The sequence below is a fragment of the Mesorhizobium sp. P3_A10 genome (genome assembly GCF_056403175.1).
On sequence record NZ_JBFUFZ010000010.1, the window covers coordinates 40,863 to 53,312 of the forward strand.

Sequence of the window (12,450 nt, forward strand, 5' to 3'; positions counted from 1 at the left end):
TTCCCGGCAACAAAAAAAGGCCGATCGCTCGGCCTTTTTTTGTTGCGCGATGCGCCTTGGCCTCAGCCGATCGTCTGGCCGGTCTTTGCCCAGTCGGCGAGGAACTGTTCCAGGCCCTTGTCGGTCAGCGGGTGTTTGACCAGCGCCTTCAGCGTCGCCGGCGGCGCGGTGACAACATCGGCGCCGATCAGGGCTGCCTGCTTGACATGGTTTACGGTGCGCGCCGAGGCAACGAGGATCTCGGTCTGGAAATCGTAATTGTCGTAGATCTGCCGGATCTCCTGGATCAGCTCCATGCCGTCGAGGCCGATGTCGTCAAGGCGGCCGACGAAAGGCGAGATAAACGAGGCGCCGGCCTTGGCTGCCAGCAAAGCCTGGTTGGCCGAGAAGCAGAGCGTGACGTTGACCAGGCGGTTCATCTCGGTGCGGATGGTCTTGCAGGCCTTCAGGCCGTCCAGCGTCAGCGGCACCTTGATGCAGACATTGTCGGCGATCTTGGCCAGAACCTTGGCCTGCTGCATCATCTCGGAATATTCAGTTGCGGTGACTTCGGCCGAGACCGGGCCCTTGACGATGTCGCAGATCTGCTTGGTGACTTCAGCGATCTTGCCGCCGGATTTCAGGATCAGCGACGGATTGGTGGTGACGCCGTCGAGCAGCCCCAGATCGTTCAGCTCACGAATGTCCTTGATATCGGCGGTGTCGACAAAAAATTTCATGGGGGGTCTCCTGAAGATTTTCATGTGCATGCAATGCACATTCGGGGTTGCCCTTTGATCTAGACCAAAGTCGGGGCAAGGTCACGCCTCATGATCGAAGATTCGCCCTTTGCCGCAGCCGCACCGGTGCTGGTGCCGATGCCTGCCGAACGCCCCTACACCTACGCCGTGCCTGCCGGCATGCGGGTGGTGCCGGGCTCGATCGTGCGCGTGCCGCTCGGTCCGCGCCAGGTTGCCGGCATCGTCTGGGATGGCGTTGTCGAAAAGGTCGATGCGAAGAAACTGCGGCCGATCGAGCAGGTCTTCGACTGCCCGCCGATCGATCGTGCGATGCGCCAATTCGTCGACTGGATCGCGCAATACACGCTGTCGCCGCCCGGTATGGTGGCGCGCATGCTGCTCCGGGCGCCGGAGGCCTTTGACCCGGAACCGTGGATCGAGGGCTTGCTGCGCACCTTGAACGAGCCCGACCGGATGACGGCTGCGAGAACGCGAGTGCTGGAGACAGCCGAAGGCGGGCTTGCCTGGACGCGCTCCGGGCTGGCGCATGCGGCTGGCGTGTCGTCGACAGTCATCGACGGGTTGAAAGCGCAAGGCGTGTTCGAGACGGTGATGATCCCGCCGCGACCGGTGGTCGCAGCACCCGATGCGAGCTATGCCGTGCCGGAGTTGATGCCGGATCAGGCCGATGCCGCCGCCACGCTGCGCAGCAATGTGATGGCCGGCGCCTTCGGCGTTACGCTGCTCGACGGCGTCACCGGATCGGGCAAGACGGAAGTCTATTTCGAAGCGGTGGCGGCCGCGCTCGACCAGGGCAAGCAGGTGCTGATCCTGCTGCCGGAGATCGCGCTGACGCACGCCTTTCTCGAGCGCTTCCAGCAACGCTTCGGCGCCAAGCCGGCGGAATGGCATTCGGACCTGCCGCCAAAAATGCGCGAACGGGTCTGGCGGCAAGTGGCGGAAGGCGGCGTGCGTGTCGTCGCCGGCGCGCGCTCGGCGCTGTTCCTGCCGTTCAGGCAACTAGGGCTGATCGTCGTCGACGAAGAGCACGACCCCGCCTACAAGCAGGAGGACCGCGTCTTCTACAATGCGCGCGACATGGCGGTGGTGCGCGGCCATATTGGCGGTTTTCCAGTGGTGCTGGCTTCGGCGACACCATCGGTCGAGAGCCGGGTGAACGCCCTGCAAGGCCGCTACGGCAGGGCGGTGCTTTCAGCGCGCTTTGCCGAGGCCGCCCTTCCCGACCTGAAGACGATCGACATGCGCCGCGCCCCGCCGGCGCGCGGCCGTTTCCTGTCGCCGGTGCTGATCGACCATATGCGGCGCACGCTGGAGAAACGGGAGCAGTCGCTGCTGTTCCTCAACCGGCGAGGCTATGCGCCGCTGACGCTGTGCCGGGTTTGCGGCCACCGTTTCGGCTGCCCGGTGTGCTCGGCCTGGCTGGTCGAGCACCGTTTTCGCGGGCAGCTCGTCTGTCACCATTGCGGGCACAATGAGCGCCGTCCCGAGGCCTGCCCGGAATGCGGCACGCTCGACCATCTGGTGGCTTGCGGTCCGGGCGTCGAGCGCATCGCCGAGGAGGTCGTCACGCACTTTCCCGATGCCCGCACCATCGTGCTCTCGTCGGACCTGATGGGCGGCGTGCGGCGGCTGAGACTCGAGCTGGAAGCCATCGCCGATGGCGAGGCCGACATCGTCATCGGCACGCAGCTGGTCGCCAAGGGGCACAACTTCCCCAACATGACTTTGGTCGGCGTCGTCGATGCCGATCTCGGTCTCGCCAATGGCGATCCGCGCGCCGCCGAGCGCACGTTTCAGCTGCTCAGCCAGGTGACCGGCCGCGCCGGCCGCACCGGCAAGAAAAGCCTTGGCCTGCTGCAGACATTTCAGCCGGAGCATCCGGTGATGCGGGCGATCGTCTCCGGCGATGCCGATGCTTTTTACGAGCGCGAGATCGCCGAGCGCGAGCGGGCGGCCCTGCCGCCTTTCGGCCGGCTCGCTGGCGTCATCGTCAGTGCCGCGTCGCGGGCGGAAGCCGAGGGCCATGCGCGTGGCCTGCGCCGTGCCGCACCCCAGGCCACCGACCTGTTCGTGCTCGGCCCGGCGGAAGCGCCGTTGTCCTTGCTTGGCGGACGCCATCGCTTCCGCCTGCTGATCCAGGGCGAGCGGCGCGCCGACATGCAAGGCTTCATCCGCACCATGCTGGCCGAGGGGCCGAAGCAGCGCGGCTCGGTGCGGGTGCAGGTCGACATCGACCCGCAGAGCTTTTTGTGAGATCGACCATGCAATTTCCACCGGAGCCATGAGCGCATGAAAACCCTTGGCCTGATCGGCGGCATGAGTTGGGAATCGACGGCGATCTATTATCGCCTGCTCAACGAGATCGTTCGCGAGCGTTTGGGCGGGCTGCATTCGGCAGAGCTTTTGCTGTGGTCGTTCGATTTCGCCGAGATTGCCGAGCGGCAGCATGAAGGGGACTGGCAAGGCGCCGGCGTGCTGTTGGTCGAAGCGGCGCGCAAACTGGAAGCCGCAGGCGCCGAAGGGTTGCTGATCTGCACCAACACCATGCACAAACTGGCTGACGCCGTGCAGGCGGCGGTGTCGATCCCGATCATTCATATTGCCGATGCCACGGCCGTCGCGGTCAAGGCTGCCGGCGTCAGCCGGCCGGCACTGCTGGCGACGCGCTTCACAATGGAACAGGATTTCTACAAGGGCCGGCTCATCGAGAAGTATGGGCTGCAGCCCGTGGTGCCGGATCAGGCCGGGCGCGACATGGTGCATCGGGTGATTTACGAGGAGCTCTGCCAGGGCATCGTCACAACAGAGTCGAAGGCCGCATACATCGATGAACTCGCCCGCATGCGGCGCGACGAAAAGATCGACAGCGTCATCATGGGCTGCACCGAGATCACCATGCTGATCGGCCAGCCGGATTTCGACATTCCGGTCTTCGACACGACGCGCATCCATGCCGAGGCGGCGGTCGCGTTCATGCTGCCATAGCCTCCTGCCCCTGACTCAGGGCTGGGCGGCCACGGCGATATTTCCGCTGCCGACCACTTTCAGCTTCCATCCGTCTGCTTCCGTGCCGGCCAGGTTGAGATGCCCGGTGAGGAAATACAGACGATCGGTGTCGGGCCCCTTGGCGGTGCAGAAGCGATCCTGCAGATAAGAGGGAGGCGTCGCCTGGTAGTACAGGTTCGCCACGATGCTGGCCGGACGCGTGCCCTTCGGCAGATCGGCAAGCGGGATCGAGTAGGTCAGCGTGTCGCTGCCGCCTGAGACGTAGTCGGGATCGTTTTCGACGGCGGTCGTGCCGACATCGACCGCAAGCTCTTCATCCGCGCCAAGGGCCTTGGCAATCTCGAGACGGCCTGAAAGTGGCAGGAAGCCCGAGGGCAATATGCGGTTGTCCTTCACCTCCGTGCAGATCGACAGGAAGCTGGTGGTCAGTTCGCCTTCCGGCTTCGAATGCGCATTGCAGACCGGATTGGGCGTATTGGCGGGCGGCGTGGAAACCAGTTCCTGATAGATCTGAACCTGATCCTGCCGCGTGATCTTCTGGTAGTGCGGCTGATGCGGCCGCTCGCCGGGGTGGATCCGGCCGGAGCAGTCGTCCTTCCACCACAGCTCGCCATCGAGCGGTTTGCCGTCCGCGTCGGTGATCACGCCGGCGGCGTTGGTTCGGCCGGAGACCCAGAGCTGCTCGCCGTTCTGGTCGAGCACGCTGAAGGTGAGAAATGCACGCCGGAAACCCACTCCGGAGGGAAACTTGTGACCGGCGAAGTTCTTCACCGTCACTTTGGCGTCAAGCGCATCTCCAGTCATGGCGATATCACTGATAGCGACGGCGGCGGTTGTCTGCGACGCCATGTCCAGCATTGACTGTTCGGTGAGAACGAGCGGATCGAGCGCCTTCTTGCCCATCATCGGATCACGCGTCCTGATGCCGAAGACATCGGGAAACTGCTGCGCCATCTTGACCAGGAAGACGTTGAGACCGACGAGCGTGTGGCGCGCAAATCCCTCGCGAGCCGAAAGATCAGGGGCGTTGCTGGACTCGGTCTCCGGGAAATTCAGATTTTCCTGGATGCTGGCGATCTTGCTCATCGTCGGCGATCCGTCCTGTTCCGTCGACGGCATGTGGCAGCCCTGACAGCTTCGCGGCGTGGCGCCGGCGCCGAGCGGCAGCGGACCATCGGGCGTGCTGCCGGTTCGATAGGCGCTGAACGCCCACTCCGGATAGGTTGTCTGTTCGTAGATATGCGCCAGGGTGTTGGTGCCTTGCAGGACCGGCAAGTGAACCGTGTGGCATGTGCCGCAAACCTCGGAGCTCATGATCGTGGCATCGTGGACCGGCTTGATGCCAAGCGCGGTGTGCATCGGCCCGACTTCCGGCTTTTCGAAGGGGCCGATGAGCGCATCCGGCGAACCGACCATGAAACTGCCGGTGAAGGTCTTGGCAAAGCCGCTGGCGTGCGGATTGAGCAGGGCCTGCCGCTCATCCACGCAGGCGTTTTGCGGTTTGTCGGCCAGCGGCTCGCTGGCCTTGCTGTTGAGCACCATGCGGTGGCAGGAGGTGCAGGTGATGCCGTCGCGGGCAAGCATGCCATAATTGGCGAGTGCCGAACTCGGATTGTCGGCCGGCCATGGCGTCGCGTCGACCATGTCGCGCAGGAACAGTTCGCATTTGCCCGAGCGCGCCTTCTCGTCGATATGAAATTGCCGTTCCCCGGCTATGCCATGGCAGCCGAGGCAAACGTCCTGCACGACACCAGACATTTTGGGGTGAAAGCTTTGCGTTTCGCTCGCCAACTGCGCGAAGAAAATCGGGTCCCGGCCGCCGAGCCCCATCGGCGAGGTTCGCCAGGTGGCCAGCGGAGACAGGTTGATCAGGCCATCGCCATGCGGGTTCGGTTTGGTCATGTCGAACTGCAGCCCGGTGCTGCCGGCGTCGTGACAGCCAAGGCATTGGCTCGAGGTCAGGAAGGTGTCGGACGCATCGGGGCCTTTGGCTCCGACCCAGGTGTTGTCGTAGGTTTCGGAAGGCATTCGCGACACGGTGTCATAGGTCGGCATTTCGCGGACATAGGCCCGCAGCGCCGCGATCACGCCGGCGTTCGGGCTGTAGAGCGGTTCGCCAAGCCGCGGCTTGGCATTGACCGGCAGAACGACGGCCTGGTGCAAGGTCGGCGCCGGCGACCCCTGGAAAAAATCCTGGGCGAGATAGTTGAGCGGCTTGCCGGGTTCACCCGCGATGTTCTTGGGAGATGCGAAGGTCAGATTGTCGGTCGCCGAGGCATGGCAGTTCATGCAGTACTGGGCAAAGCCCATATTCGGCAGGCTGTTGTTGTCGGCCGGCAGCGCCGGCCAGTCCGGAGTCCAGCCGCTCTGGCTGCCAAAGCCGTACCAGCCCCAGAACCAGCCGTCATAGGAGGCGGCGGCATCGCGGATCATGATGGCGGCGCCGCTGGTCGGGAACAGTTTGCGCGGATCGACGGCGTGGCAATCCGAGGCCGGTTCGGAAAACATCTCCTTGACCATGATAGCGCCGTCGGGAACCGGCGGCGGATGATCGACCTCGCCTTCGGCCGGGCGGTTCTTGCGAAGCCAATCCGTCATCTCCGGTGAATACCAGATCATCACAGGCGCATGGGTTCCGAAATCCTTGCCCTGCCACGCGCCGTTGACCAGGGTGGCGATGCTCGGTCCGGCCGGGCGCACGAATTTGTCGTGCACCCATCCGGCGGCCTCGCCGCGATAGCAGTAATTGCCCAGATACTGATTGAGCTTGTTCTCGTAGTCCCCCAAGGACAGCGCCGAAGGCTTGCGGATCGTCGCCTCGAGCTGCTGGCAGGCCAAAGGATCGGCAGGAACCATGGCCGTCGGTCGTTCGGCGATACAGTCTGCGCGTGCGCCCTGCGCGATCACCGCAAGGGCTGCCGCAGCAACCCAGATCCCGGCCAGATGCAACGTCCGACAAAGACCTGGCATGATCCTCTCCGAATTTTCAGATCCTGCCTGCCGCAATTCATCGGCACAGATTTCACAAGTGATTGTGAAAAATGCGAAATTGGCGAAGCAAACAAGAAATCGGCTAAAAGAACATTCGAAGCATAGTACTGACTTTACGTGAGGGCAAGACAGGCAGCCTATACTGTAGAAGAAATCAGGCTGGATTTTCTTGTTTAAGAGTTTTCTTACATACCGGTCGAGTTGGCGGCAAACCGATCATGCGTGCGGACGAAGCAGGTCAGCGCCCTGGTGCCGAAACTTCGGCTGGCCCGCTGCACGCTTGACTTCCTTTCCCAGCGACATTCAATGCATCCATTGCTGTGAGGGGACCCAAAAAATGGAATTTGCATTTCCGTGGCCGACGAGCCAGGGCGAGTGGCTGGCATGGTCGAGCGCAGTTGTCACGCTCGCCTTCGGCCTGCTGCTGTTTCTGGCGCCCAGAATTGGTTTCAGGATTCTTCGGCTGCAGCCCAAGCCCGAAAAACTCGCCGCCATCGCCGAAGGGCGCGGCCGCATGTCGGGCTTCTATCTCGGCGTCAGCCTGTGCTGCCTCCTGCTGGCGCAGCCCTTGCTCTACATGGCGCTCGGCTTTTCCTGGCTGTTCACCGCCTTCGGCCGCTTGCTGTCGATGATGTCGGACGGCGCCAACACGCCCTTCAACTGGGTTTCCATCGTTGTGGAACTGGCGCTGGCCGGGCTGCCGCTCGCCTTCGCCTTCGGCTTTTTGCCTTGAATCCAACGGCTTCGGTTGAACTCAGCCGCAGGATGCGACAATAGTGCCTGAAAAGCATGCGGAACGACGCATTGCGGTCTTAAAATGCCTGTGCTAGACGGCAATCGACTTTCGGCCGGGGATAGCGGAAGCCGCGCCTCCGTGCTTGGAAAAACGTAGTAAGGTCAAAGATTTAGCCAGAGTTTTTGCTCGCGCCAACAATCTGCGGCCTGTCAGACAAGAGAAAAGACGGTCCGTGGCCCAATCGTCATCGCCAATCTCAGGTGTCGCAGAACGCTATGCGGGTTCGCTGTTCGAACTCGCGCTGCAGGCAAATTCGATCGCCAAGGTCGAGACCGACCTCAACAGTTTCGCCAAGATGCTCGATGACAGCGCCGACCTTACGCGCCTCATCAACAGCCCGGTGTTCTCCAGCGAGGACCAGGCCAAGGCGATCGCGGCAATCGCCGACAAGGCTGAAATCACCGGGCTGACCGGAAATTTCCTGCGTGTCGTTGCGCGCAATCGCCGTCTCTTCGCTGTCCCCGGCATGATCAAGGCTTTCCGCCAGATCGCCGCCGAACATCGCGGCGAGACCGCTGCTGAAGTCACCTCGGCTCATGAGCTGACGGCGCCCCAGCAGGCTGAACTGAAGGCGGCGCTGAAAAGCGTTGCCGGCAAGGACGTGGCCATCACCGTCACCGTCGACCCGTCGCTGCTCGGCGGGCTGGTGGTCAAGATGGGCTCGCGCCAGATCGATACGTCGCTCAAAACCAAACTCAATTCGCTCAAGCTTGCACTGAAAGAGGTCGGCTGATGGACATCCGCGCCGCGGAAATTTCCGCAATTCTGAAAGACCAGATCAAGAATTTCGGCAAGGAGGCCGAGGTCTCCGAAGTCGGCCAGGTGCTGTCCGTCGGTGACGGTATCGCCCGCGTCTACGGCCTCGACAATGTCCAGGCCGGCGAGATGGTCGAGTTCCCCGGCGGCATCCGCGGAATGGCGCTCAACCTCGAAGCCGACAATGTCGGCGTCGTCATCTTCGGCGCCGACCGCGACATCAAGGAAGGCGACATCGTTAAGCGCACCGGCGCCATCGTCGATACGCCTGTCGGAATGGGCCTGCTCGGCCGCGTCGTCGACGCGCTCGGCAATCCGATCGACGGCAAGGGCCCGATCAAGGCGACCGAGCGCAAGCGAGTCGACGTCAAGGCGCCCGGCATCATCCCGCGCAAGTCGGTGAACGAGCCGATGTCGACCGGCCTCAAGGCCATCGATGCGCTGATCCCGGTCGGCCGCGGCCAGCGCGAGCTGGTCATCGGCGACCGTCAGACCGGCAAGACCGCGATCATCCTCGACACGATGCTCAACCAGAAATCGGTGCACGACAACGGGCCGGAGAAGGAAAAGCTCTACTGCGTCTACGTCGCTATCGGCCAGAAGCGCTCGACGGTTGCGCAGTTCGTCAAGGTTCTCGAAGAGCGCGGCGCGCTCGAATATTCGATCATCGTCGCCGCGACCGCTTCCGACCCGGCGCCGATGCAGTTCCTGGCGCCGTTCACCGCCTGCACCATGGGCGAATATTTCCGCGACAATGGCATGCATGCGCTGATCAGCTATGACGATCTGTCGAAGCAGGCCGTCGCCTACCGCCAGATGTCGCTCCTGCTGCGCCGCCCGCCGGGCCGCGAAGCCTATCCGGGCGACGTGTTCTACCTGCATTCGCGTCTTCTCGAGCGGGCTGCCAAGCTCAATGACGACAATGGCGGCGGTTCGCTGACCGCGCTGCCGATCATCGAGACGCAGGCCAACGACGTCTCGGCCTACATCCCGACCAACGTCATCTCGATCACCGACGGCCAGATCTTCCTGGAAACCAACCTGTTCTTCCAGGGCGTTCGCCCGGCCGTCAACGTCGGCCTGTCGGTGTCGCGCGTCGGTTCCTCGGCGCAGATCAAGGCGATGAAGCAGGTCGCCGGCTCGATCAAGGGCGAGCTCGCGCAGTACCGCGAAATGGCGGCCTTTGCGCAGTTCGGTTCCGATCTCGACGCCGCCACGCAGCGCCTGCTCAATCGCGGCGCGCGCCTGACCGAGCTGTTGAAGCAGCCGCAGTTCTCGCCGCTCAAGGTCGAGGAGCAGGTCACGGTGATCTTCGCCGGCGTCAACGGCTATCTCGACAAGCTGACGATCAACCAGGTCGGCAAGTTCGAGCATGGCCTGCTGTCGCATATGCGTGCAGCCGGCAAGGACGTGCTCGACGCCATCCGCAAGGAGAAGGCGCTGTCGGACGATCTGCGCGCCAAGCTGAAGGCGGAAATCGACGCCTTCGCCAAGACCTTTGCTTGAGATAAGCCGGACGCACGGGATCAGGTTTGAAGCATGCCTTCATTAAAAGACCTTCGTAACCGTATCGCCTCGGTCAAGGCGACGCAGAAGATCACCAAGGCGATGCAGATGGTCGCCGCGGCGAAGCTGCGTCGCGCGCAGGAAGCGGCGGAAGCCGCACGGCCCTATTCGGAACGGATGGGCGCGGTGCTGGCCAACATCACGCAGGCGATCGGCGGCGGCGGCGATGCCCCGGCGCTGATGACCGGCACCGGCAAGGATGACGTGCATCTGCTCGTCGTCTGCACCGCCGAGCGCGGCCTGTGCGGCGGCTTCAATTCGCAGATTGCCCGCCTCGCCCGCGATCATATCCGCAAGCTCCTGGCCGACGGCAAGCAGGTCAAGATCATCTGCGTCGGCAAGAAGGGCTTTGACATATTGCGTCGCGACTACGCGTCGCTGGTGATTGACCGCGTCGATCTGCGCGAGGTCAAGACGCTCGGCTTCGTCAATGCCGATGCGATTGCCCGCAAGGTCATCCACCTGTTCAACGAGGGTGGCTTCGACATCTGCACGCTGTTCTATTCGCAGTTCAAGTCGGTGATCAGCCAGATCCCGACCACGCAGCAGATCATTCCGGCGGGTGTGGCTTCCGCTCCGGCCGCGGCTGCGGACGGTGGCAATGCCGTCTATGAATATGAGCCGGAGCCGGGCGAAATCCTCTCCGATCTCATCCCGCGCAACATCTCTGTTCAGGTTTTCCGTGCGCTGCTCGAAAACGCAGCCGGCGAAATGGGCGCCAAGATGAGCGCCATGGACAATGCGACGCGCAATGCCGGCGACATGATCAACAAGCTGTCGATCACCTACAACCGCCAGCGGCAGGCGCAGATCACCAAGGAACTGATCGAAATCATTTCGGGCGCCGAAGCGCTCTAGGCGCGACCGCCAGAGGGTCATCGGCCTTCTGATGGAGCGTGAGAAACAAAGGACGAAAAGGGTAAAGACGATGGCGAAAGCAGCGACCCCGAAGACTGCCGCAAAGGCGGCACCAGCGAAGGCTCCGGCAGCAGCGGCGAAGGCCGCTCCGGTCAAGAAGGCAGCTGCGCCCGCCAAGGCGGCAGCTCCCGTCAAGGCAGCTGCAGCCAAGACGCCGGTGGTTTCGGTCAAGAAGACGGGTGTTGTCGGCAAGGTTCGCCAGGTCATCGGCGCCGTCGTCGACGTGCAGTTCGGCGATCACCTGCCGGCCATCCTGAACGCGATCGAGACAGTCAATGTCGGCAACCGCCTGGTGCTCGAGGTTGCCCAGCATCTCGGCGAAAACACCGTGCGCTGCATCGCCATGGACTCGACTGAAGGTCTGGTTCGCGGCCAGGAGGTCTATGACACCGGCGCGCCGATCACCGTTCCGGTCGGCCCGGGCATGCTCGGCCGCATCATCAACGTCATCGGCGAGCCGGTCGACGAAGAAGGCCCGGTCGACGGCATCGAGATGCGCTCCATCCACCAGCCTGCCCCGTCCTATGTCGAGCAGTCGACGGAAGCGCAGATCCTGATCACCGGCATCAAGGTTCTCGACCTTTTGGCGCCATACGCCCGCGGCGGCAAGATCGGCCTGTTCGGCGGCGCCGGCGTCGGCAAGACGGTGCTGATCCAGGAACTGATCAACAACGTCGCCAAGGCGCATGGCGGCTTCTCGGTGTTCGCCGGCGTTGGCGAGCGCACCCGCGAAGGCAACGATCTCTATCACGAGTTCATCGAGTCCGGCGTCAACAAGAAGGGCGGCGGCGAAGGCTCCAAGGCGGCACTGGTCTATGGCCAGATGAACGAGCCGCCGGGCGCGCGTGCCCGCGTCGGCCTGACCGGACTGACGGTCGCCGAATATTTCCGCGACCAGGGCCAGGACGTGCTGTTCTTCGTCGACAACATCTTCCGCTTCACGCAGGCAGGTTCCGAAGTGTCGGCGCTGCTCGGCCGTATTCCTTCGGCCGTGGGCTATCAGCCGACGCTGGCCACCGACATGGGCGCGCTGCAGGAACGCATCACGACGACCACCAAGGGCTCGATCACTTCGGTGCAGGCGATTTACGTGCCTGCCGACGATTTGACCGATCCGGCGCCGGCGACCTCGTTTGCCCACCTTGACGCGACGACCGTGCTCAACCGCGCGATCTCGGAAAAGGGCATCTACCCGGCCGTCGACCCGTTGGACTCGACCTCGCGCATGCTCGACCCGCTGGTCGTCGGCGACGAGCACTACAGCGTCGCGCGCCAGGTGCAGTCGATCCTCCAGCGCTACAAGTCGCTGCAGGACATCATCGCCATCCTGGGCATGGACGAATTGTCGGAAGAGGACAAGCAGACGGTGGCTCGCGCCCGCAAGATCGAGCGCTTCCTGTCGCAGCCCTTCTTCGTCGCCGAAGTGTTCACCGGCGCGCCGGGCAAGCTGGTCGACCTCGCCGACACCATCAAGGGCTTCAAGGGCCTCTGCAACGGTGACTATGACCACCTTCCGGAAGCTGCCTTCTACATGGTCGGCGGCATCGAGGAAGCGGTCGAGAAGGCACAGCGCCTGGCGGCCGAAGCAGCATAAGAAGCGAATAGCGAATAGGGAGTAGCGAATAGGGATTGATGGGTTGAGCGCGTGTTCTTTCACTACTCGCTACTCACTATTCC

Annotated in this window: 9 protein-coding genes; 7 read left to right on the top strand and 2 right to left on the bottom strand. The window is 63.2% G+C overall.

The features are described from left to right. Positions 1-62 precede the first annotated feature (62 nt). Positions 63-719, bottom strand: coding sequence for a fructose-6-phosphate aldolase (fsa, locus tag AC1DXU_RS27955; protein ID WP_477245957.1), 657 nt, complete (start codon positions 717-719; stop codon positions 63-65). 90 nt (positions 720-809) lie between these two features. Here fsa and AC1DXU_RS27960 point away from each other — a divergent pair, with 90 nt between their 5' ends. Then, positions 810-2,993: a primosomal protein N' gene (locus tag AC1DXU_RS27960; protein WP_477374210.1), complete on the top strand. Its 2,184-nt coding sequence runs from the start codon at positions 810-812 to the stop codon at positions 2,991-2,993. A 36-nt stretch (positions 2,994-3,029) separates the two neighbouring features. After that, entirely contained in the window at positions 3,030-3,725 is a 696-nt protein-coding gene (locus AC1DXU_RS27965) for an aspartate/glutamate racemase family protein (protein ID WP_477374212.1), read from the top strand. A gap of 15 nt (positions 3,726-3,740) precedes the next feature. Here AC1DXU_RS27965 and AC1DXU_RS27970 read toward each other — a convergent pair whose 3' ends face one another. Further along, a complete protein-coding gene (locus tag AC1DXU_RS27970; protein WP_477374214.1) occupies positions 3,741-6,716 on the bottom strand; it encodes a hypothetical protein in 2,976 nt (991 codons plus the stop codon). Between the two features lie 358 nt (positions 6,717-7,074). Between AC1DXU_RS27970 and AC1DXU_RS27975 the strand changes: the two genes are divergently transcribed. From AC1DXU_RS27975 to atpD, 5 genes are all read left to right on the top strand, one after another. Further along, a complete protein-coding gene (locus AC1DXU_RS27975; RefSeq protein ID WP_477374216.1) occupies positions 7,075-7,470 on the top strand; it encodes an AGROH133_08824 family phage infection protein in 396 nt (131 codons plus the stop codon). 235 nt (positions 7,471-7,705) lie between these two features. Then, on the top strand, positions 7,706-8,266 hold the full coding sequence (locus AC1DXU_RS27980) for a F0F1 ATP synthase subunit delta (protein ID WP_477374218.1): 561 nt from the start codon (positions 7,706-7,708) through the stop codon (positions 8,264-8,266). Further along, positions 8,266-9,795: a F0F1 ATP synthase subunit alpha gene (atpA, locus tag AC1DXU_RS27985; RefSeq protein WP_477374220.1), complete on the top strand. Its 1,530-nt coding sequence runs from the start codon at positions 8,266-8,268 to the stop codon at positions 9,793-9,795. The genes AC1DXU_RS27980 and atpA overlap by 1 nt, the downstream gene beginning before the upstream one ends. 33 nt (positions 9,796-9,828) lie before the next feature. Beyond that, positions 9,829-10,713, top strand: coding sequence for a F0F1 ATP synthase subunit gamma (locus tag AC1DXU_RS27990; protein ID WP_477374222.1), 885 nt, complete (start codon positions 9,829-9,831; stop codon positions 10,711-10,713). Positions 10,714-10,783: 70 nt separating this feature from the next. After that, complete coding sequence (gene atpD / locus AC1DXU_RS27995; RefSeq protein ID WP_477374224.1) at positions 10,784-12,367, top strand: F0F1 ATP synthase subunit beta; 1,584 nt, start codon at positions 10,784-10,786, stop codon at positions 12,365-12,367. The last annotated feature ends 83 nt before the right edge of the window (positions 12,368-12,450 follow it).

What these genes read in the sequence shown, in the direction of transcription:
- fsa (WP_477245957.1), bottom strand. Translation starts at nt 719, where the DNA reads ATGAAATTTTTTGTCGACACCGCCGATATCAAGGACATTCGTGAGCTG.
- AC1DXU_RS27970 (WP_477374214.1), bottom strand. Translation starts at nt 6,716, where the DNA reads ATGCCAGGTCTTTGTCGGACGTTGCATCTGGCCGGGATCTGGGTTGCT.
- atpA (WP_477374220.1), top strand. Translation starts at nt 8,266, where the DNA reads ATGGACATCCGCGCCGCGGAAATTTCCGCAATTCTGAAAGACCAGATC.
- AC1DXU_RS27990 (WP_477374222.1), top strand. Translation starts at nt 9,829, where the DNA reads ATGCCTTCATTAAAAGACCTTCGTAACCGTATCGCCTCGGTCAAGGCG.
- atpD (WP_477374224.1), top strand. Translation starts at nt 10,784, where the DNA reads ATGGCGAAAGCAGCGACCCCGAAGACTGCCGCAAAGGCGGCACCAGCG.
- AC1DXU_RS27975 (WP_477374216.1), top strand. Translation starts at nt 7,075, where the DNA reads ATGGAATTTGCATTTCCGTGGCCGACGAGCCAGGGCGAGTGGCTGGCA.
- AC1DXU_RS27965 (WP_477374212.1), top strand. Translation starts at nt 3,030, where the DNA reads ATGAAAACCCTTGGCCTGATCGGCGGCATGAGTTGGGAATCGACGGCG.
- AC1DXU_RS27960 (WP_477374210.1), top strand. Translation starts at nt 810, where the DNA reads ATGATCGAAGATTCGCCCTTTGCCGCAGCCGCACCGGTGCTGGTGCCG.